The organism is Streptomyces sp. NPDC006624 (genome assembly GCF_040611555.1).
Lineage (GTDB): Bacteria > Actinomycetota > Actinomycetes > Streptomycetales > Streptomycetaceae > Streptomyces.
Window position 1 is genome coordinate 554,995 of record NZ_JBEXOM010000001.1, and the last position, 20,244, is coordinate 575,238.

Annotated in this window: 22 protein-coding genes; 10 read left to right on the forward strand and 12 right to left on the reverse strand. The window is 73.7% G+C overall.

The features are described from left to right. The first annotated feature begins 29 nt into the window (after positions 1-29). Complete coding sequence (locus tag ABZY20_RS02480) at positions 30-212, forward strand: hypothetical protein (protein WP_311683532.1); 183 nt, start codon at positions 30-32, stop codon at positions 210-212. Positions 213-218: 6 nt separating this feature from the next. On the opposite strand, the gene ABZY20_RS02485 is transcribed toward ABZY20_RS02480, so the two are convergent. The 3 genes from ABZY20_RS02485 to ABZY20_RS02495 all read right to left on the reverse strand — a co-directional run bounded on the left by ABZY20_RS02485 (position 219) and on the right by ABZY20_RS02495 (position 3,740). After that, the gene (locus ABZY20_RS02485) at positions 219-2,108 is read right to left on the reverse strand and encodes an ABC transporter ATP-binding protein (protein ID WP_356436015.1); all 1,890 of its coding nucleotides are present in this window, start codon (positions 2,106-2,108) and stop codon (positions 219-221) included. Between the two features lie 445 nt (positions 2,109-2,553). Next, positions 2,554-2,982 (reverse strand): hypothetical protein, encoded by a 429-nt coding sequence (locus ABZY20_RS02490; RefSeq protein WP_356435398.1) that lies wholly within the window; start codon positions 2,980-2,982, stop codon positions 2,554-2,556. Then, positions 2,979-3,740 (reverse strand): ATP-binding protein, encoded by a 762-nt coding sequence (locus ABZY20_RS02495; RefSeq protein WP_356435401.1) that lies wholly within the window; start codon positions 3,738-3,740, stop codon positions 2,979-2,981. The genes ABZY20_RS02490 and ABZY20_RS02495 overlap by 4 nt, the downstream gene beginning before the upstream one ends. Before the next feature lie 243 nt (positions 3,741-3,983). Between ABZY20_RS02495 and ABZY20_RS02500 the strand changes: the two genes are divergently transcribed. The 3 genes from ABZY20_RS02500 (at position 3,984) to ABZY20_RS02510 (ending at position 5,993) form a co-directional block, all read left to right on the forward strand. Next, on the forward strand, positions 3,984-4,844 hold the full coding sequence (locus ABZY20_RS02500; RefSeq protein ID WP_356435404.1) for a helix-turn-helix transcriptional regulator: 861 nt from the start codon (positions 3,984-3,986) through the stop codon (positions 4,842-4,844). Next, positions 4,845-5,099 carry a DUF397 domain-containing protein gene (locus ABZY20_RS02505; RefSeq protein WP_356435406.1) on the forward strand — a complete coding sequence of 85 codons (255 nt, stop codon included), beginning with the start codon at positions 4,845-4,847 and terminating at the stop codon, positions 5,097-5,099. It begins immediately after the preceding gene. Positions 5,100-5,180: 81 nt separating this feature from the next. Then, positions 5,181-5,993 carry an SAM-dependent methyltransferase gene (locus tag ABZY20_RS02510; RefSeq protein WP_356435409.1) on the forward strand — a complete coding sequence of 271 codons (813 nt, stop codon included), beginning with the start codon at positions 5,181-5,183 and terminating at the stop codon, positions 5,991-5,993. A 43-nt stretch (positions 5,994-6,036) separates the two neighbouring features. On the opposite strand, the gene ABZY20_RS02515 is transcribed toward ABZY20_RS02510, so the two are convergent. Then, entirely contained in the window at positions 6,037-7,479 is a 1,443-nt protein-coding gene (locus ABZY20_RS02515) for a PLP-dependent aminotransferase family protein (RefSeq protein WP_356435412.1), read from the reverse strand. A gap of 47 nt (positions 7,480-7,526) precedes the next feature. Here ABZY20_RS02515 and ABZY20_RS02520 point away from each other — a divergent pair, with 47 nt between their 5' ends. After that, the gene (locus tag ABZY20_RS02520; RefSeq protein WP_356435415.1) at positions 7,527-8,021 is read left to right on the forward strand and encodes a carboxymuconolactone decarboxylase family protein; all 495 of its coding nucleotides are present in this window, start codon (positions 7,527-7,529) and stop codon (positions 8,019-8,021) included. 207 nt (positions 8,022-8,228) lie between these two features. Here ABZY20_RS02520 and ABZY20_RS02525 read toward each other — a convergent pair whose 3' ends face one another. The 3 genes from ABZY20_RS02525 to ABZY20_RS02535 form a co-directional block, all read right to left on the reverse strand. Continuing rightward, positions 8,229-9,719, reverse strand: coding sequence for a glutamate synthase subunit beta (locus tag ABZY20_RS02525; protein WP_356435418.1), 1,491 nt, complete (start codon positions 9,717-9,719; stop codon positions 8,229-8,231). 198 nt (positions 9,720-9,917) lie between these two features. Then, positions 9,918-10,397, reverse strand: a complete 480-nt coding sequence (locus ABZY20_RS02530; RefSeq protein ID WP_356435421.1) for an anthrone oxygenase family protein — start codon at positions 10,395-10,397, stop codon at positions 9,918-9,920. Between the two features lie 214 nt (positions 10,398-10,611). Continuing rightward, positions 10,612-11,310: a DUF2293 domain-containing protein gene (locus ABZY20_RS02535; RefSeq protein WP_356435423.1), complete on the reverse strand. Its 699-nt coding sequence runs from the start codon at positions 11,308-11,310 to the stop codon at positions 10,612-10,614. Positions 11,311-11,418: 108 nt separating this feature from the next. Between ABZY20_RS02535 and ABZY20_RS02540 the strand changes: the two genes are divergently transcribed. Together ABZY20_RS02540 and ABZY20_RS02545 are read left to right on the forward strand one after the other, a co-directional pair. Further along, positions 11,419-12,051: a uridine kinase gene (locus ABZY20_RS02540; protein ID WP_356435426.1), complete on the forward strand. Its 633-nt coding sequence runs from the start codon at positions 11,419-11,421 to the stop codon at positions 12,049-12,051. A gap of 291 nt (positions 12,052-12,342) precedes the next feature. Beyond that, the gene (locus tag ABZY20_RS02545; RefSeq protein WP_356435428.1) at positions 12,343-12,771 is read left to right on the forward strand and encodes a CBS domain-containing protein; all 429 of its coding nucleotides are present in this window, start codon (positions 12,343-12,345) and stop codon (positions 12,769-12,771) included. A gap of 46 nt (positions 12,772-12,817) precedes the next feature. Here ABZY20_RS02545 and ABZY20_RS02550 read toward each other — a convergent pair whose 3' ends face one another. Next, on the reverse strand, positions 12,818-13,945 hold the full coding sequence (locus tag ABZY20_RS02550) for a magnesium and cobalt transport protein CorA (RefSeq protein ID WP_356435431.1): 1,128 nt from the start codon (positions 13,943-13,945) through the stop codon (positions 12,818-12,820). Positions 13,946-14,347: 402 nt separating this feature from the next. Between ABZY20_RS02550 and ABZY20_RS02555 the strand changes: the two genes are divergently transcribed. Beyond that, positions 14,348-15,142 carry a methyltransferase domain-containing protein gene (locus tag ABZY20_RS02555; protein WP_356435434.1) on the forward strand — a complete coding sequence of 265 codons (795 nt, stop codon included), beginning with the start codon at positions 14,348-14,350 and terminating at the stop codon, positions 15,140-15,142. A 28-nt stretch (positions 15,143-15,170) separates the two neighbouring features. On the opposite strand, the gene ABZY20_RS02560 is transcribed toward ABZY20_RS02555, so the two are convergent. Together ABZY20_RS02560 and ABZY20_RS02565 are read right to left on the reverse strand one after the other, a co-directional pair. Next, positions 15,171-16,112: a sugar kinase gene (locus ABZY20_RS02560; protein WP_356435437.1), complete on the reverse strand. Its 942-nt coding sequence runs from the start codon at positions 16,110-16,112 to the stop codon at positions 15,171-15,173. Beyond that, positions 16,109-17,017 carry a pseudouridine-5'-phosphate glycosidase gene (locus ABZY20_RS02565; RefSeq protein ID WP_356435440.1) on the reverse strand — a complete coding sequence of 303 codons (909 nt, stop codon included), beginning with the start codon at positions 17,015-17,017 and terminating at the stop codon, positions 16,109-16,111. Before ABZY20_RS02565 ends, ABZY20_RS02560 begins: the two co-directional genes overlap by 4 nt. 106 nt (positions 17,018-17,123) lie before the next feature. On the opposite strand from ABZY20_RS02565, the gene ABZY20_RS02570 reads away from it, so the two are divergent. Beyond that, entirely contained in the window at positions 17,124-17,552 is a 429-nt protein-coding gene (locus tag ABZY20_RS02570; RefSeq protein ID WP_356435443.1) for a VOC family protein, read from the forward strand. Between the two features lie 13 nt (positions 17,553-17,565). Here ABZY20_RS02570 and ABZY20_RS02575 read toward each other — a convergent pair whose 3' ends face one another. Together ABZY20_RS02575 and ABZY20_RS02580 are read right to left on the reverse strand one after the other, a co-directional pair. Further along, positions 17,566-18,120, reverse strand: coding sequence for a methylated-DNA--[protein]-cysteine S-methyltransferase (locus ABZY20_RS02575; protein WP_356435446.1), 555 nt, complete (start codon positions 18,118-18,120; stop codon positions 17,566-17,568). Positions 18,121-18,172: 52 nt separating this feature from the next. After that, positions 18,173-19,051, reverse strand: a complete 879-nt coding sequence (locus tag ABZY20_RS02580) for a glycerophosphodiester phosphodiesterase family protein (protein ID WP_356435449.1) — start codon at positions 19,049-19,051, stop codon at positions 18,173-18,175. A 293-nt stretch (positions 19,052-19,344) separates the two neighbouring features. Here ABZY20_RS02580 and ABZY20_RS02585 point away from each other — a divergent pair, with 293 nt between their 5' ends. Beyond that, positions 19,345-20,217: an MHYT domain-containing protein gene (locus tag ABZY20_RS02585; RefSeq protein ID WP_356435451.1), complete on the forward strand. Its 873-nt coding sequence runs from the start codon at positions 19,345-19,347 to the stop codon at positions 20,215-20,217. Positions 20,218-20,244: the final 27 nt, after the last annotated feature.

Below are 20,244 nucleotides of genomic sequence, written 5' to 3' on the forward strand. Positions count from 1 at the left end.
ACGAGTACAGCGCTACATGGAGGTGCAGGGTGAACGGGCGAACGGTGCTCGAACGCTTTCCCGCCGGCGGGCCGCGCGGCTCCTGGCCTGCGGAGGAGTTCGCGCAGGCGCGGCGTCTGGAAGGCCTGCCCGCCGAGGTCGTCATGGATCTCGCCTCGGACATGTTCCTGGTGATCGTGCGCAGCGGGGACGGTGCCGACGCCACAGCCTGAGCCGCCTCAGCCCGCCTTCGGGGCGGGCACCTCCGGGATGGCCGTCACCTGCCCGGGGGGCCGGGCGAACTGCTCCGCCTGGAGCGCGTACAGCTCGGCGTAGAGCCCGCCGGCCACCAGCAGCTCGTCCGGCGTCCCGGACTCCACCACTCGCCCCTGGTCCAGCACGTGCACCAGGTCCGCGTGGCGCACGGACGCCAGCCGGTGCGTGATGAGCACGACCGTCTGGCCGCTGTCGGCCAGGGCGCGGATCCGCTCGAAGACCTCCAGCTCGGCCCGGGCGTCCAGGGCCGCCGTCGGTTCGTCCACGATGAGGATGCTGCCGCGGCGGTAGGCCGCCCGGGCGATGCCCAGCCGCTGCCACTGGCCGCCCGACAGCTCGTGCCCGCCGCTGAAGTTGCGGGCGAGCAGCGTGTCCAGCCCGCGCGGCAGGTCCGCGACCACCGTCTCCGCGCCGGCCTCGGCGATCGAGGCGGCCAGCCGCTCCTCGCAGACCGGCGCCGAGGGCCGCCCCAGGGCGACGTTCACCCGGGCCGTGAACGGCCACCGCTTGAAGTCCTGCGCGACCATCGCGATCCGCTCGGCCAGCTCGTGCCGGTCGGCGCCGGCCGCGTCCACCCCGTCCCACAGGATCCGCCCCCGTTGCGGGGTGTAGAGCCCGGCGAGCAGTTTGACCAGGGTCGTCTTGCCCGAGCCGTTCTCGCCGACCAGGGCGACGATCCGGCCCAGCGGCAGGGTCAGCGTCACGTCGTCCAGGGCCGGGCGGATCCCGTCGCCCGGGTAGCGGAACGTGACGTTCTCGAAGCGGATCTCGCGCGGATCCTCCGGGAGCGGCCGGCCGCCCACCGGGATCGCCCGCTGCGCCGCCTCCGAGTGCAGCCGCTGCAGGTCGCCCACGAAGAGCGCCTCCTCGTGCAGCGCGTTGACCTCCACCACGAGCGTGTCCAGGCTCTGCGAGCCGGTGCGGATCGCGATCACGGCCGTCCCGGCCACCGACAGGGCCATCGCCCCGGCCAGCAGCAGCCCGCCGAGCGTCGCGTACGTCGCCACCGTCGCCAGGCCCGTCAACGCCGCCGCGATCAGCCCCGTGCGGGCGGCGAGCCGGGCGAGCCGGGCCTGCTCCGCCTCCGCCGTCTCCGACATGGCCCGGAAGTGCCGCAGCAGGAAGGAGCCGACCCCGTGCACGCGGATCTCCGGGGCCGCCTCCGGCTCGATCAGCAGACTGCCCAGCAGCCGGCCCGCCCGGGCGTGCTGCACCCAGGCGTGGAAGGACTCGTAGCGCCGCCGGGCGACGGTCAGCGCGCTCCACGCGCTCGGCAGGGTCATCGTGACCAGCAGCGGCAGCAGGGCCGGGTGCAGCACGGTCAGCACGCCCGCCGCGGCGACCAGCGAGATCATCGCGTTGATCACACGCGTCCCGTAGGAGATCATCCGGCGCGCGGAGGCGGCACCGTACTGCGCGGTGTCCAGCAGCTTGTGGAAGGCGTGGTCCTCGATCGCGGACAGCTCCACGGCCGCCGCACGCTCCAGGTACCGCTCGGTCGCCACCCGCTCGACCTTGGGCTCCAGGCGCCCGGTGGCGTACGTGCTCGCCGCTCGCAGCAGCGCCGCCAGCAGCATCACGACGGCCACGGTGACCAGGGCGGGAACGGCTCCGCGCAGCCGTTCGTCGATGGTGCCGCCGCCCATCAGCCGGGCCAGCACGCTGTTCACCGCGAGCAGGCTCACCGCCTGGGCCGCACCGCGGCCGACCTCGGCCGACAGCACGACCCGTGCGGCGCCCCGGTCGGCTTGCCGGGCGAGCCGGAGGCAGGAGGCCAGCAGGGACGGCAGCCGGGTGATCATGGCCCGGAAGTTCAGCTCCAGGAACGCGTCGGCGTGCTGGCTCCAGCCCATGTCGTAGCGCAGCGGACCGCCGAAGAGCAGCCGCTCCGACTCGGACACCTCCGGCGCGGTCCGCTTCTTCGCCACCGTCGACCGACCTCCCCGTCCCGGGCCCCGCTCATGGATGAACGGTCACTATCGCGGGGCGCGGCCCGCCCGGGCAGGGCGCAGCCCGGGGCGCCGGATGCGTGCGGGCGCACGCTGTGACGCGCGGAGGCTCGCCGGAGGTGTGGGGTGCGGGGCGCGGCGAGGCGCGGGGCGTGGCGAGTCGCGGGGTGCGGAGAGGTGCGGAGTGGCGGTGGGCGCTGCTCGGGCGCGTGCTCGGGCGCGTGCGCACGCGCGGGCGTATGCGTCTGCGTGCCTCTGCGTCTGCTGCGCCTCTGCGCTCTGTGCCTGAGTGACTTTGTGCCCCCCGTGCCTGTGACCGTGCGCCGGCGCTGGGCGGCCCGGGCGTGTCCTACGCGCTGACCGGTCGGGACCAGGTGGGCACCGTCCCGGTCAGGCGGCACAGGGCCAGGTAGAGGGGGATCGGCGGGGTGTAAGGCAGTGTGCCGTCCGGGCGGTGGATCAGGGCCGGCAGGGCGGGGACGTCCGGGACGACCGCGCCGGTGACGTACCGGGCCGGGGCGGGCCACTCCAGGGCGTGGTCGGAGTCGGACGGCACCAGCAACCACCAGTGCGTGGCGTCGGCGTAGACGCAGCCCACGCGGGGCAGCCGGGGCATGACCAGGGGGCCGTAGTGGGCGGGCATCGCGACCGCGTCGCAGCCCAGCGGTGCCGTCATGCCGTCGGGCACGGGCAGGCGCAGGGCCGGTGCGGGAGTGTGCAGTCCGCGCCGGAGGCGGACCAGGGTGTCCAGGCTGAGGACGCGGCCCCCGGGGTTCATGCCGGGCCCCGCTCTCGGTGGGCCGCCTGGTGCGGGGCGGCCTGCGGGGCGCCCGGCGTGTGGCGTGCCTGGTGGCTGCCGTCGCGGTCCGGGTCGCCCGGCTCGCCGGACGGGCCCGGCTTCGGGCGCGTGCCCCAGCCGAGGTCGTTGCGGGGCACGGCCTGGCCCGGAACGGTGGGGTGGTCCGCCTCGTCGTGGGGCTCGCCCGGGGCGGGATCGGCCGGGGGGACGTCCCAGGCCGGGTCGTTCCAGGGGTCCCCCGCCTCGGGGTCGTCCGCGCGGCGCGGCAGCTCGGCCCAGACCAGCAGTCCGGGGCCGTGCTCGTGGGCACCCCAGGCGCGGCAGAGGGTGTCGACGAGGAGCAGTCCCCTCCCGTGCTCCTCCTCGGGCCGCGTCCGGCTGGCGGCATGGGGCTGACCCGGGGCGCAGCCCTCGTCACGCACGGCTATCCGCACCAGGTCGGCGCCGTCCTGCAGCTCGCACACTATGTGGGTGCTCGCCGTGTGCACGATGGCGTTGGTGACCAGCTCGGAGACCACCAGGGCCGCGCTGTCGCAGGTGTCCTCGCACACCGCCCAGCCGGTCAGCCGGGACCGTGTCAGGCGTCTGGCCTGCGCGGGAGAGCCCGGATGTGCGGCCAGCTCGAAGCGGAACCGGCGTTCGGCCGCGGCCCCGAGGGGAGCCGCTCCGGCACCGAGGCCGGCAAGGCCTGCGGCGGCGTCTGTTCCTAAGGGCGCGGACGGAATCACGCTTGCCACTATCGCCTCGCCGTGAACACTTGGCAAGTGTCACTCTGAAAATTGCAGAGTGCTGTGTGACGGTCTGGAAGGCCGTGGCACACTGCTCGCAACAGCACCCCGCGCGGCGCCAGTTGAGATCCTCGAAGATCCGTTCGAAGTCCGAGTCCGGATCATTTCCTCGAAAGGATCTTCGAATGGCGCCGCAGGGCTGTCAGCGTTCTTCTGTGGCCGGCTCGTCAGAACTCTTCGTGGAGGTGGAGCGTGAGCGAACCGCGGTCCGCGCCGACGGTCGGCCAGGTCGTCCTGGGCCGGCGCCTGTTGGACCTGCGGGAACGCGCCGGGATGAAGCGTGAGGAAGCCGCCCGCATCCTGCGCGTCGCCCCCGCCACCGTCCGCCGGATGGAGATGGCCGAGGTCGGGCTGAAGATCCCGTACCTCCAACTGCTGCTGAAGGCCTACGGCATCTGCGACGAGGAGGCCGACGCCTTCGTCCAGCTCGCCGAGGAAGCCAACAAGCCCGGCTGGTGGCAGCGCTTCCACGACATCCTGCCCGGCTGGTTCTCGATGTACGTCAGCCTGGAGGGCGCGGCGAGCGTCATCCGCAGCTACGAACCCCACTTCGTCCCCGGCCTGTTGCAGACCGAGGACTACGCACGCGGAGTGCTGCGCTCGGGCGCCATAGGCCAGACCCGGCCCGAGGGCATCGAGCGCCACGTCGCCCTGCGCAGGCAACGCCAGGCGCTGCTCACCCGCGAGGACGCTCCCCGGCTGTGGGTCGTGATGGACGAGACCGCGCTGCGGCGCCCGGTCGGCGGCCCGGAGGTGATGCGCGCCCAGATCGACCGGCTGCTCGAGGCCACGACGCTGCCCAACGTCACGTTGCAGGTCGCCCCGTTCTCGAACGGCCCGCACCCGGGCACGTACGGGCCGTTCGTGCTGTTCCGATTCGCCATGCCCGAACTCCCGGACATGGTCTACAGCGAGTACCTGACCGGCGCGGTCTACCTCGACGCGCGCGCCGAGGTGGCGACCCACCTCGAGGTCATGGACCGCATGGCGGCGCAGGCCGCTACGGCACATCGCACGAAGGAGATCCTCCGGGACCTCCGCAAGGAGCTGTGAATGGAACGCATCAAGCCGCGCAAACACGTCTACAACGGCATGCCCGCGCGCGACTTGGGCAGCGAAGGCTGGCACAAGCCGTGGAGCGGCGGAAACGGAGGCAACTGCCTGGAGGCGATGAAGCTCGCCGACGGCCGGATAGCCGTCCGCCAGTCCACCGACCCGGACGGTCCGGCGCTGATCTACACCAGCGCCGAGATGACGGCCTTCATCGAGGGCGCCAAGGCGGGAGAGGCGGACTTCCTGCTTTCCTGATCCGATTGCCCTTTTCTGTCGCTCGACTTTTTCTCACGCTGGTGCTGAATTGACCACTCTCTGTGTCTTACGGAGTACTTCATGACCGGGCAGGACCCCACGTCGGCCGTCCAGATCGACACGACCCGACCCCACCCCGCGCGGATGTACGACTGGTACCTCGGCGGCAAGGACAACTACCCGGTCGACGAGGAGATGGGCCGGCAGATGCTCACCCTCGACCCGAGGGTGCCGGTGATGGCGCGGGTCAACCGCGCCTTCATGCACCGGGCCACGCGCTGGCTCGCCGGGAACGGCGTCCGGCAGTTCCTGGACATCGGCACGGGCATACCGACCGAACCCAACCTGCACCAGGTCGCCCAGGAGATCGCCCCGGACGCCCGGGTCGTCTACTGCGACAACGACCCCATCGTGCTCGCCCACGCGGCGGCCCTGCTGCGCGGCACGGACCAGGGCGCGACCGAGTACCTCCAGGCCGACGTCCGCGACCCGGACGCCATCCTGGAGGGCGCGCGCAAGGTCCTGGACTTCTCCCGGCCCGTGGCGCTGTCCCTGATCGCGCTGCTGCACTTCGTCTCCGACGAGGACGGCGCGCACGACCTGGTCCGCAGGCTGTTCGCCGAACTGCCCTCCGGCAGCCATCTGGTGATCACCCACGCGACCGCCGACTTCACGCCGGAGGAGTCGGAGGCGGCCACCGCGAAGCTCCGCGCCGCCGGGGTCACGCTGGCCCTGCGCTCCCGCGAGGAGTTCACCCGCTTCTTCGACGGACTCGACCTCGTCGAGCCGGGCGTCGAGGTGCCCCACCACTGGCACCCCGAGCTCGGCGAGCCCGTGCCCGGGCAGGACGACGGGGTGATCCCCGGGTACGGGGCGGTGGCCCGCAAGCCGTAGCGCGGGCGACGGTCCGGTGTCCCCGGACCGCGTGACGGGCCGGTCACGGCGGCGGCAGTGCTCTGCACAGCGCCTCCAGGGCCGGCCCGTAGGCGTGCTCGGAGGGAGTCGCGTACCCCACGACCAGGCCGTCGCTCACCGGCATGTCCGTCTCCGGGTGCCGGAACGCGGCGAGACCGTCCAAGGCGACGCCCTGCCACGCGGCGGCCTTGACCGCGGACGCCTCGGTGCCCGGCGGCAGCCGCAGCACCGCGTGCAGCCCGGCCGCGACGCCGGTGACCCCGATGTGCGGCGCGTGCCCGGCGAGCGCCGCGACCAGACGGTCCCGGCGGCCGCGGTAGCGCTGCCGCATCCGCCGCACATGCCGGTCGTACGACCCCGACGCGACGAAGTCCGCCAGGCACAGCTGGTCGAGGACGCTCGCCCACCCTTCCCGCTCGCCCTTGGCGGCGATCACGGCGCCGGCGTACCGCTCCGGCAGCACCATCCAGCCCAGCCGCACGGCCGGCGACAGGCTCTTGCTGACCGAGCCGAGGTGGATCACCCGCTCGGGGTCGAGCCCCTGAACGGCCCCGACCGGTTTGCGGTCGTAGCGGAACTCCCCGTCGTAGTCGTCCTCCAGCACCAGCCCGCCCCGCGCGCGGGCCCAGTCCACCACGGCGGCCCGGCGCTCGGGATGCAGCGGGCCGCCGGTCGGGAACTGGTGCGCCGGCGTGAGCAGAACGGCCCGCTCGCGCCCCAACCGCTCCACCCGCGCGCCGTGTTCGTCGAGCGGGAGCGGCACGGTCCGCACCCCGGCCGCCGCCAGCACCTCCCGGTGGAACCCCAGCCCGTACGCCTCCACCGCCAGCGGCCCGCGCAGCACACCGCCCCCGAACAGCAGCCGCAGCGCGTGCGCGAACCCGGAGCAGATCACGATCCTGCCCGGATCGGTCCGCACCCCGCGCGCGCGTGCCAGGTACTCCGCCAGAGCCTCCCGCAGTTCGATCCGCCCGGCGGGATCACCCGGGCCGAACACCTCGTGGGGCGCCCGCTGCAGCGCCCGCCGGTAGGAGGCGAGCCAGGCCGTGCGGGGGAACGCCGAGGCGTCCGGCGTGCCCTGCCGCAGGTCGTGGCGCGGCCCACGCGCGCGTGCGGGCGCCGCCTTCGGCACGCGCGGCCCGGCGCTGTCCCCTCGCCCGGAGGCCAGGGACGGCACCCCCGTCGCGACCCGGGTGCCCGAGCCCTGCCGGGCGGTGAGCCAGCCCTCCGCGACCAGCTCCGCGTACGCGTCCGCCACCGTGTTGCGGGCGAAGCCGAGGTCGGCGGCGAGCGAACGGTACGGCGGCAGCCGGGTCCCCGGGGCGAGCCGCCCGCTGCGCACGGCCTCGCGCAGCGCCCGGATCAGCGCCGCACGCCGGCCGCCCGGGCCCGACAGCTCCAGATGCAGGTCCGAACCGATCCGCCGCGCCGGGCCGACCCAGGAATTGACCCGTGATTCCGCCATGGAAATGCACCTTACCGGGGGTCTTTCGGGCTCGTAGGTTGAAGCGCATGACGACGAACACGAGCACCCGCGTGACCACGAGCAGCCCGGTGAAGCCGCCCCGGCTGGAGTTCGCCCAGTCCGCCCCGAAGGCCTTCCGGGCCCTCGTCGCCTTCGACGCCGCCGCCCGCGAGGGCCTCGACCCCGCCCTCGTCGAACTGATCCAGATCCGCGCCTCGCACCTCAACCACTGCGCGTACTGCCTCCACATGCACACCAACGACGCCCGCAAGGCCGGCGAGAGCGAGGACCGGCTGCACATGGTCGCCGTGTGGCGCGAGGCCCGCCACTTCTTCACCGAGCGCGAGCAGGCGGCACTCGCCCTCACGGAGGCGATGACGCTCGTGGCGGACGCCGGCGTCCCGGACGACGTCTACGCGACGGCCGCCGAGCAGTTCGAGGAGCGGGAACTCGCCCAGGTCCTCGCGCTGATCTGTGCGATCAACACGTGGAACCGGGTGGCGCTGTCGACGGGGAAGGTGGCGGGGACGGACGAGCGGTGACCGTCTCCCCGGCCGGGGCCGGGGGCCGGGGGAGCGGGGCCGAGGGCTGGGGCCGGGGGCCGGGAGCCGGTGCGCGGAGGCGAGGGCCGGGGGTCAGGCAACCGGGGGTCGGAGGCCGGAGCGCGGGGCCGAGGGCCGGAGCGCGTAGCCGAGGGACGGGGGCCGAGGGCCGGGGAACCGGGGTCGGGGGCCAGGCGGCCGGGCCGGCTACACCACCATGGGCCGGTCGTACGGCCCGATCGGCGCCGGCAGCCGCGAACTGCCCGTCAGATGACGGTCGACGGCCGCCGCCACCGCCCGCCCCTCGGCGATCGCCCAGACGATGAGCGACTGCCCCCGGGCGGCGTCCCCCGCGGCGAACACACCGGGCACGTTCGTGGCGAAGCCGGCGTCCCGCGCGATCGTGCCGCGGGGCTCCAGTACCAGGCCCAGCTGGTCGACGAGCCCGTCCGTCCGGTCCGGCCCGGAGAAGCCGAGGGCCAGCAGCACGAGGTCGGCGGGGAGCGTCCGCCCGGTGCCGTCCACCGGGCGGCGCCGGGCGTCCACCTCGACCAGGTGCAGCGAGCGCACATGCCCGTCCGCGTCGCCGTCCAGGCGCAGCGTGGACGCCGCGAACAGCCGCGCGTCCGCGTCCGCGACCGGGGCGGTCCGCAGGTCACGGGCCTCCTCGTGCGCGGCGGACAGCCGGTAGACGCGCACCGGGTACGTCGGCCAGGGCTCGGTGTCCTCGTCCCGCCGGTCCTCCGGCAGCGCGTAGATGTCCAGCTGCGTGACCGAGGCGGCGCCCTCCCGGACGGCCGTGCCCAGGCAGTCCGCCCCGGTGTCGCCGCCGCCGACGATCACGACGTGCTTCCCGGCGGCCGACAGCGGGGACACCTCCAGATCGCCCTCGCAGACCCGGTCGGCCAGCGGCAGGTACTCCATGGCCTGGTGCACACCCGTCAGCTCCCGCCCCGGCACCGTCAGCTCACGCCACGCCGTCGCCCCCGTCGCGACCACCACGGCGTCGTAGCGGGTCCGCAGCTCGTCGGCCCCGACGTCCCGGCCCACCACCGTCGACGTGCGGAACTTGGTGCCCTCGGCCCGCATCTGCTCCAGGCGCCGCTCCAGATGGCGCTTCTCCATCTTGAACGCGGGGATGCCGTACCGCATCAGGCCGCCCGGCCGGTCGTCCTTCTCGTACACCGCGACCGTGTGCCCCGCCCGCGTCAGCTGCTGGGCCGCCGCCAGTCCGGTGGGGCCCGAGCCGATCACCGCGACCGTCTTGCCGGACAGCCGCTCCGGCGGCCTCGGCGGCGCGAAGCCCTCCTCCCACGCCCGGTCGGCGATCGCGCACTCCACGTTCTTGATGGTGACGGCCGGCTGGTTGATGGCCAGCACGCACCCGGCCTCGCACGGCGCCGGGCACAACCGGCCGGTGAACTCCGGGAAGTTGTTGGTGGCGTGCAGCCGGTCGGCGGCCGCTCGCCAGTCCTCCCGCGACACCAGGTCGTTCCACTCCGGGATGAGGTTGCCCAGCGGGCAGGCTTCGTGGCAGAAGGGGACACCGCAGTCCATGCAGCGGTCGGCCTGCTTGCTGATGATCGGCAGCAGGGCCCCCGGGACGTACACCTCGTTCCAGTCCCGCACCCGCTCCTCGACCGGACGGCGCGGCCAGTCCTGGCGGGGCGTGGTCAGGAAACCCTTGGGATCGGCCATGGCCGTCTTCCTTGCGTGCGCGTGTGACAGGCCCTGCGTAGTCGGTCGTCGGTCGTCGGTCATCGGGCGGCAGGGCACGTGCGACCGCCGCCGCGACTCCTCCCGCCACCATACGACCGTGCGCCGGAGGGTGCCTGTCGCCGCGGAGCCACAGGTCAGGGCCGCCTCGGGTGAGGACCCCGTCGGGTGGAGGCCGCCTCAGGTCAGGGCCAGCAGATACGCCAGTGCCGCTCCGGCCGAGGCCACCGTGCGGACGTGGTTCCACAGCGTCCATCCCCGCACGTACACCGGCCAGTACGCGGCCGCCTCCGGCGTGCCCGGCTCCAGCTCGGCCAGCGCGTCGTTGCGCGGCACGTTCGCGACCATCGTGACGCCGAACGTGCCGAACAGATACAGCCCGCTGCCCACCAGCAACGCCACCGTCCCGTCGTCCGGCCACAGCACGAACGTCACCACGGCGATCACGGCGCACAGCACCGCCGACCCCAGGAACAGCACCATGAAGGGCGTGGTCACCGCGGCCACGTTGACCGCCCTCATCGCGGCGACGCCCTGCGCGGGCGGCAGCAGGGCCAGGCCCCGCATGACGAAGGTCGAGAAGCCGCAGAACACCCCGGCCACCAGGCCCGTGCCCAGCACGCCCAGCACCGTGAGCACGAAATACGGTCCGTCGATCATGTCAGCCCCTCCGCCGGCCGAACCGGGTCCCGCCCGGCACCCGTCCTCGCCCTCAGTGAAATCCCGTACCGGCAAGGTGACCATGGCCGAACGGCGCGAGGCCATACGCCAACGTCCACGCCCCGCCGGACCGTCCCGCCAGACCGTTCGCCCCGCTGTCGCGCCCGCCGGACCGACCCGCCGGACCGTCTCGCCCCGCTGTCGCGCCCGCCCGTCACGCCGTGGAACCGAGCCCCGACTCGCTCCACCCCCGCAGCACCGTCTCCACCGCCGCCGTGATCCGCCGCCGTGCCTCGTGCCGCGGCACACCGCTCATCAGCAGCCGGTCGTACGGCGTGTCCAGATGCCGCACGGACGCCACGACCGCCGAGACCACCGCGTCCTCGGACAGCGCCCGCCCCGCCGCGCTGCGGCCCACTCGTCCGCTGCCCCGCTCCGCGGCGTGCGCTGCGACGGCCCGCGCCCGCCCGGGCGGGCAGCCGGGGAACAGCCGGAGTATCTCCGCCGCGAACGCCTGGACGAACAGCGCGTCCTGAGCCGCCCGCCGCCGCGCGTCCCGCACCCGGCGCCGCTCCCTGGCCTCCGCGTCCGCCAGGCACCTGTGCTCGGCCCTGGCGAGCGCCGCCTCCTCGACCAGGACGCCCTGCCGTTCGTACCGGTTCTTGCGCCGGTTGAACCGCACCACCACCGCCGACAGCGTGCTCTCCTCCCGCGATCTGCGGGTCAGCGCGGTGTCGCCGCTCGGCAGGTACACCAGATGCCCCAGGTCGGCGCAGTCGAGGCAGCGCGGGGCGCCGTCCTCCAGGACGAGCAGCGGCAGCGGTCCGCGCCGGCACTCGGCGCAGTACCGCCGCTTGAGGGGCTCGAAGACGAGAGGTCCGGTGTGGGACGGGAGCGTGACGCGCGGGGACATACAGGGTTCATTCCCCCTCACGGGCTTGCGAATTACCGCTCTCGCCCCTCTCCCGGAGCGTCCGGCGGCGCCACACGTCCCGCCGCCGGCTGACGCATCATGGGCCCTGTGCGACTCGAAGCGATCACCTGGGACCGGCTCGGCGACCTGCTCGCGGAGCGCCTGCTCGACCTGAAGCCCGCCGACGGCAGCCCCTGGCCGCGCGTCGCCTTCGACGGCGCCCCCGCCGCCCGCCCGGGAGACCTCGCCCACCGTGTCAGCGAGGCACTTCGCGTCCGCGGCCGCTCCTCGCTGGTCGTCGGCACGGAGGGTTTCCTGCGGCCCGCCTCCGTGCGGCTGGAGTACGGCCACCGGGACGTGGAGTCCTACTACAGCGGCTGGTACGACACCGGCGCGCTGTGGCGTGAGGTGTTCGGCCCCCTCGAAGCCGGCGGTGACGGCCGCGTCCTGCCCGACCTGTGGGATGCGGAGGCCGATCGCGCCACCCGCAGCCCTTATGTCCAACTCCCGCCCGGCGGGCTGTTGCTGATGCACGGTCCTCTCCTTCTGCGGCACTGGTTCCCCTTCGATCTGAGCGTCCACCTCCTCCTCTCGTCCGGTGCCCTGGGCCGCCGCACACCCGAGGACGAGCACTGGACCCTCCCGGCCTTCGAGCGCTACGAGCAGGAGACCGACCCGGCCGGCACGGCCGACGTCCTGGTGCGGGCGGACGACCCGCGCCACCCCGCGTGGAGCGGCTGACCACCCTGCGGCTCCGGGGGAGCGGGGAGCGGCACCGGGAGAGCGAGCGACGGACGGCGGCACGGGAGCCGCCAGGTCACGGGCGCCCCGCCGCCACTGGAGCCATCCGCCACCGAAGCCGCGCCGCTAGGGGCGCCGCGCCGCTACGGGCGCCGCTCCGCGTGCGGGGCGCGTTCGGTGTGCGGGTCGCGCTCCGTGTGCGGGCTCGCGGTGACGCGGCGAGAATGAAGGGCGCCGGGACTAGCGGTGCGTCCTGCGCCGCGCCGGCCGTCCGGCACCGGGAGGTACCACATGACCACCGCCGGAGACATCATGCACCGCGGCGCCCAGTGGATCCCTGCTCACGAGACCCTGGACCGCGCCGCCCAGCTCATGCGGGAGCTGAACGTCGGCGCCCTGCCCATCAGCGACGAGAACGAACGGCTCTGCGGCATCCTCACCGACCGCGACATCGTCGTCGGCTGCGTCGCCATGGGACACGACCCCGCCCGCGTCACCGCCGGTGAGATGGCCAAGGGCACGCCCCGCTGGATCGACGCGGACGCCGACGTCAGCGAGGTGCTCCAGGAGATGCGCCGGCACCAGATCCGCCGACTGCCCGTCATCCAGGACAAGCGCCTGGTGGGCATGATCAGCGAAGCCGACCTCGCCCGGCATCTGGCCGACGACCAGATCGCCTCCTGGGCCGAGAGCGTCTACGCCAGGACCCCTTCGACCTGACCTCCCGGCCCACCCGCCGTCACACTGCCGCCGGCGGCGGCCCGCGTCACAGCCAGCCGGTGCGCCGGAACGCCCGGTGGAGCGCCACGCAGGCGACGGATATGACGCCGATGACCATGCCGTAGCCGTACCTCCAGTGCAGCTCCGGCATGTGGTCGAAGTTCATCCCGTACACACCGCAGACCATCGTCGGCACGGCGATGATCGCTGCCCAGGCCGTGATCTTCCGCATGTCCTCGTTCTGCGCGACCGTCACCTGCGCCAGGTGCGCCTGCAGGATGGAGTTGAGGAGTTCGTCGAAGGCGGCGATCTGCTCCTTGGCCCGCAGCAGATGGTCCGCGACATCGCGGAAGTACGCCTGTATCTCCGGGTCGACCGCCCGGATCGGCCGGGTGGCGAGCTCCTCCAGCGGGCGGCTGAGCGGCACCACCGCCCGCTTCAGCTCGAGCAGTTCACGCTTGAGCTGGTAGATGCGGCCGGGGTCGACCCGCGCGCCCGTCTCCGCGAACACGTCCGTCTCGACCTGGTCGATGTCCAGGTGCACCGAGTCCGTGACGGTCAGGTAGTCGTCGACCACGTGGTCCGCGATGGCGTGCAGCACCGCCGAAGGGCCCTTGGCCAGCTGCCCGGGGTCGGACTCCAGCTCCTCACGCAGCGGACCCAGGGAGCCGTGCCGGCCGTGCCGCACCGTGATCACGAAGTCGTGGCCGGTGAACACCATGATCTCCCCGGTGTTCACCACCTCGCTGGTGGCCGTGAGTTCCTCGTGCTCGACGTAGCAGACCGTCTTGAACACGGCGAAGAGCGTCTCACCGTAGCGCTCCAGCTTGGGGCGCTGGTGGGCCTCCACGGCGTCCTCGACGGCCAGCGGGTGCAGGTCGAACAGCTCCGCGATGCCCGCGAACTCCTGGTCCGTCGGCTCGTGCAGCCCGAGCCAGACGAAGCCGTCCCGGTCCTCGCGCACCTGCTGCACGACGTCCACCAGCTCGCCGCGCGCGGGGGTGCGGACGCCGTCCCGGTACGTCACGCAGTTCACCACCGAGGAGCCCAGCGGGGACCGGGCCGGGTGGCTGAGGTCGACACGGGGACGCCGCCGGGCCAGCCGGGCCACCTTGCGCAGACCGCCGACCCCGCCGAGGCTCGTGACCTTCCGCAGATTGCCTGCCATGGACATCCGGATCTCCTTGCGTGGAACTCCTCGCGCCGTCCCTGCGCCTTGGCGCGCCAGTCTGCCAGGCCCGTGTGAGCTGCGCGTGAGCCTGTGGAAACGGCCCGCTCCGCTTTGTTCCCGGCTGTGGACGAACGACTCCCGACGCCGACTCCCGCCCCCTCCCGACGCCGTCTCCCCGACGCCGACTCCCGCCCCCTCCCGACACCGCCTCCCCGACGCCGACTCCCGCCCCCTCCCGACACCGCCTCCCCGACCTTGTCTTCCCGATGCCGACTCCCGGCACCGCCTCCCCGACAGAGCGACGCGCGCCGGCGCCGTGCGGTTCTCCGGACCGGGGGAGTGGCGCGGTCCCGGCACCGGAGCGTCGGCTGTTACGACAAGTCGTACAAATGGAATGATCGCGGCATGACGCATACCGATGGGCACCTGCTCGACACCCGGCAGACCGAGACGGCCGAGCGATTCAGCGCTTTCGCCGCACTCTTCGACCCCACGACCTTCCGGCACCTCGAAGCGCTCGGTGTCGGATCCGGCTGGCGGTGCTGGGAGGTCGGAGCCGGCGCCACCTCCGTGGTGGCCTGGCTGGCGAAGAGGGTCGGCCCGACCGGCCGCGTCCTCGCGACCGACTCCGACGCCGCACGGCTCGCCCCGGCCACCCGGCCGCCGGTCCAGGTGCGCGTCCACGACCTCTCCGCGCAGGACCCGCCGGAGGAGGGCTTCGACCTGGTCCACGCCCGCCTCGCCCTCGTCCACGTGCCCGACCGGGTGCGGGCGTTGCGGTCGATGGCAAGGGCACTGCGTCCCGGCGGCCGTCTGCTGGTGGAGGACGCCGACCCCGGCCTCCAGCCGCTGCTGTGCCCCGACGAGTACGGCCCCGAGCAGCAGCTCGCGAACCGGCTGCGGCAGGGTTTCCGCAGCCTGCTCGCCGACCGCGGCACCGAACTCCCCTGCGGGCGCACCCTCCCGCGCCTGCTCCGCGAGTCCGGTCTGACCCGCGTCGAGGCCGACGCCTACTTCCCCCTCGCCTCACCCGCCTGCGCGGCACTGGAAGCCGTCACGATCCGTCAGGTCCGCGACCAGCTGGTCGGCGCGGGCCTCGCCACGAACCAGGACATCGACCGCCACCTCGTGAACGTCACCTCCGGCGCGCTCGATCTGACGACGGCACCCATGATCTCGGCGTGGGGACGCAAGCCGTAACGGCACCGGCCCGGGCCGGTCGTCGGCGTCAGCCCGGAGAAGGCGGTCTGCCCCCCACCCGTTCCACCGCCCGCGCCCCCGCCCGGCAGCCCGCCACCGCGGCGTCCTCCGGCTCCGCGCCCGAGAGCAGGGCGGCGAGAAAGGCGCCCGTGAAGGCGTCCCCGGCACCCGTGGTGTCCCGCGGTGCGGCCGGTGCGGCCGGAACGCGGGCGCACACCTTCCCCGCGCGGGCCACCAGCGCTCCCTCGCACCCCTGCTTGGCGACCACGAGCGGCACGCGCAGGCTCAGCTCGGCCGCCGCCTCGGCCGCCTCCGGCAGTCCTGTCAGCAGCCACGCCTCGTCGCGGCTCGGCAGCAGCACGTCCACGCCATCGACGAGCGCCAGGAACCGCTCGGCGCCGAGCGTCCGCAGGAAACCGGCCGAGGCCGGGTCGAGACTCGCCCGCACTCCCCGCGCGCGTGCCGTTTCCAGGGCCACCGCCACCAGCGCGCGACTCGACTCCGAGAACAGCAGATAGCCCGACAGGTGGAGCCACGCGACCCCGTCGAGGAGTGACTCCGACCAGTCGTCCGGCCCGAGCCGCAGCGACGCGCCGCTGTCCGTGAGGAACGTACGCTCCGCCGCGGCGCTCTCGTCCACCAGGCAGATCACCGTGCCGGTGGGCGCCTGCGCATCGACGACGAGCAGCGGACGCACCCCCTGGGCCGTCAGCTCCCGCTCGTGCCAGACGGCCGCCTCCGTTCCCACCCGCCCGAGCAGCCGCACGTCCGCCGCGCCCTCGTGTGCCGCCCAGCACGCCACGTTGGCGCCCGCCCCGCCCGGCACCGTCCGTATGGACGCGGCCGTGTCCGTGCCGGCGGTGAGCGGCCCGCGATGCCGCGCCACCACGTCGGTGACGACGTCCCCGACGACGAGCAGCGCCCGCCCGCCGGCCCCGCCGGTCCCGGGGGAACCGCCCGCCGCGGTCATCCCCGGGCCCAGGCCGCCGCGATCCGCGCCGCCAGCCGTACGTTGCCCCGGACGGCCGCCAGGTTGGCGCTCAGCGAGGCCCCGTCGGTGTGCCGCACCAGGTAGTCGAGAAGGAACGGCGTGACCGACTGGCCGGTGATCCCCTCCGCCTCGCACGCCCGCAGCGCGTCCGCGAGCACGCGCGCGTGCAGCCCGGGATCGAGCTGTTCCGCCTCCGGCACCGGGTTGGCGACGATCAGAGCCGACTCCGGGCCGGCGAGCGCGTCCTGCGCCCGCATCACGTCGGCCACCTGCTCCGGCGTCCCGAGCGTCCAGTCCACCGGATGGCCCGAGTCGGAGAGATGGAAGCCGGGGAACCGGCCGGTGCCGTACCCGGCCACCGCGACCCCCAGCGTCTCCAGCCGCTGCAGGGTCGCCGGCACGTCCAGGATCGACTTCACCCCGGCGCACACCACCGTGATCCGCGTCCGTGCCAGCAGCCCCAGGTCGGCCGACTCGTCCTGCGTCGCCGTCCACTCCCGGTGCACCCCGCCAAGGCCGCCGGTCGCGAAGACCCGCACACCCGCCAGCGCGGCCAGCAGCGCCGTCGCCGACACCGTGGTCGCCCCGCTGGCGGCGGAGGCCACCGCGAGCGGCAGGTCGCGGTGACCGAGCTTGCGGATCCCGTCCTCGTTCGCAACCCGCTCCAGCTGCTCCTTGTCCAGCCCGACGTGCGGCCGCCCGTCCAGCACGGCGATCGTCGCGGGCACCGCGCCCTCCTGCCGCACGGCCGCCTCCAGCTCCAGCGCCACCTGGAGGTTGCGCGGCCGCGGCAGCCCGTGGGCGATGATCGTGGACTCCAGGGCCACCACGGGCCGGCGCGCGTCGATCGCCTCCCGCACTTCTTCGGACACCACCAGCACCACGGGCCTGCCTCCTGTCAGCCGGTCAGTCGGTCTTCCCTCATCTCTGGCGGGCGGCGCACCGGGCCAAACCCTTGCGGGCCACCGGTGCCGCATCGAGCCTGGAGGTATGACGGACAACACAACGCGTCTCGACCACGTCGTCCTCTGGGTCCGCGACCCGATCGCCGCCGCCGAGTTCTACGAGGAGGCCGTCGGTCTGGAGTCCCTCAGACTCGCCGAGTTCGCCGTCGGCCAGGTGCCCTTCCCCTCCGTGCGCGTCAACGACGAGACGCTCCTCGACCTCATGCCGACGAACTTCGCGGAACGCATGACGATGGTGCCCGGCGCCGCCGCCAGCGCGGGGCACCCGGTCAACCACGTCTGCCTGTCCCTGACCCGCGCTGACTTCGACGCCCTCCTCAGCCGCCTGGCGGACCACTCCGTGCCGGTGTCGGACCTCTCGCACGACGCCTTCGGAGCCCGCGGCCCGGCCACGCGCAGCTTCTACTTCCGCGACCCGGACGGCAACGTCCTCGAGGCGCGGCACTACGACTGACCCGGCCCGGCGCTCAGAACAGCGGCTCGGGGAGCACCCCTTCCAGGGCGAGCAGCCTCCGCTTGGTCTCCAGCCCGCCCCCGAAGCCGCCGATGCCGCCGCCGCTCTCCACGACCCGGTGGCAGGGCACCACCACGGGCAGCGGATTGGCGCCCATCGCCATGCCCACGGCCTGCGCGGCGCCCGGCTGGCCGACCCGCCCGGCCAGCTCGCCGTACCCCACGACCGAGCCGTACGGCACCCCCTCGGCCAGCTCGCGCAGGACCTCCCGGTGGAAGCCGGAGATCAGCGACCAGTCCAGCGGCAGGTCGAAGTCCCGCCGCTCACCCGCGAAGTACGCCCCGACCTGCCGTATCGCCTCGGCCAGCAGCGGCGACGCGGGCGCCTCGACGGGCTCGGCGCCGAACCGCGCCGCCAGCCGCTCGACCGCCCGGTCCCGCACCGGGTCCGTGGCGTGGAACACCACGTTGACCAGGCCGTCCCGGGTGGCGGCCAGCAGCAGCGGGCCGATCTCCGTCCGCACGACGGCCCACACGACCCGCCCGCCGTCCTGCCCCTGACTGTCCATGCGCCCACCGTACGACCCGCCACTGACAACGCCGTCCCGCCAGGACGGACGCTCAGCCGCCCACGGCCTCCCGGACCACGTCCGGCCGGTTGGTGATGATCCCGTCGACGCCGTATCCGGCGGCCCGCCGGGCCGTCTCCGCGTCGTCGATGGTCCACGCGAACACCTCCAGCGGCCTGCCGTGCGGTCCGGTGAACGCCTGCACGGACGCGACGTACGCCATGCTGAGCGAACCGTGCGAGGGGTTGATCTGGTCGGCGTACTCCGCGTGGTCCAGCAGTTCCGACACCGGCGGTGTCCCCAGCAGGCCGGTCTTCACGCCGGGCTTCAGCTCGTGCACGGTGCGCACGGTGTCCGCGCTGAAGCTCTGCACGATCAGCCGCCCCGCCAGATGCGACCGGTCCAGCCAGCCCTCGTTGGCGAGGACCTTCAGCGTCTGCCGCTCGATGCCCGGATACAGCTCCGGGTTCTTGATCTCCAGCAGGAGTTTCTGGTGGTGGCGCTCGACGCGGTGCAGGAACTGCCGCAGCGTCGGCACGCGCGCGCCCGCGTACGCGGGGCCGAACCAGCTGCCCGCGTCCAGCCGGGCGATCTCGGCGGCGGTGAAGTCACGCACCTTCCACGGGGCCCGGCCGGGGAAGACCTCCTCGGCGTCGGTGGTGCGCCGCAGGTTGTCGTCATGGAGGACGACCAACTCGCCGTCCCGGGTCCGCTGCACGTCGTTCTCCACCCAGCGGACGCCCAGCCGCGCCGCCTCGTCCACGGCGGCCAGCGTGTTCTCGGGCGCGTACGCGGAGGCCCCCCGGTGCGCGACGGCCAGCGGCGCCCAGCCGCCGTCCGCGCCGGCGGCCCGCGCGGGGGAGACCGGGAACAGGAGGGCTGCGGTCCCCAGGAGTGCGGTGGTCGAGGCGGCGACAGCGCGCGCGTGCATGCGTACTCCTCGCGTCTAACGATCAACGGCGTCATCACGGACAGTTCAACTGTGACAGCAGAGGGTCAACGCGAGAGGGGTGCGGGATGGCCGCAGGTTGAACGGAAACGGCCCAACTCCGCTCACTGGTAGCGCACAACTGGGGCGGGGTCGTGTTTCTTTGCCGGAAAGTCGTTCGACCATTCCGGTGGGGGTCATACTCTCTTCCGTCAGCCCTGACCGCTCCTGCGGTCCTGGGAGGGGGGCGCACAACCGGAATTCCGGGACGCAAAGGGCGGGAAGGGCAGCCGCGCATGCAGGGCACGGTCGACGGATTCAGCTACGGCCTGGTCACACCCCTCGTGGCCTACTTCATGGCCTGCCTCGGCGGGGCCCTGGGGCTGCGCTGCACCACCAGATCCATGCTCGTGGCCCGGTCCTGGCGTCCCGGATGGCTCGCCCTGGGCTCCGCCGCGATCGGCTCCGGGATATGGACCATGCACTTCGTCGCGATGATGGGGTTCACCGTCCGCGGGGCCCCGATCCACTACGACGGCTCGATGACCTTCGCCAGCCTGGCCGTCGCGATCGTGATGGTCGGCGTGGGGATCTTCATCGTCGGCTACAGGGGAGCCAGGGGAACCGCCCTGTTCACCGGAGGCACCCTCACGGGCCTCGGCATCGCCTCGATGCACTACCTCGGCATGGCCGGCATGCGTCTCGACGGGACGCTGGAGTACGACGTCCTCACCGTCGCGCTCTCCGTCCTGATCGCCATGTGCGCCGCCACCGCCGCCCTGTGGGCGGCCGGCCAGGTCCGTGGATTCCTCTGGAGCGTCGGCGCCGGCCTCGTCATGGGACTCGCCGTCAGCGGCATGCACTACACCGGCATGGCCGGCCTCAGCGTCCACCTGCACGGCACGGCCGAGCCCACCTCGGGAGTGTCCGCCGCCTCCCTGCTCGCCCCGATGCTGATCGGCCCGCTCGCCTTCCTGCTGCTCGCGGGCGTCGTGGTGATGTTCGACCCGCTGATGGTCAGGGGGAAGCCCGCGGTCCCACCCGCCGAGCCCCGGCCCGGCATCCCCGCCCGCACCCACAGCGCCGCCCACCACAACCCGCGGCGCCTGCGGCTGCGCCCCCGCCGCACCGTGGCCCACAGCCGCTCCCGCACCCCGCAGAACCGCTGACCGGAGCCGGTTGTCAGTGCGGAGTCG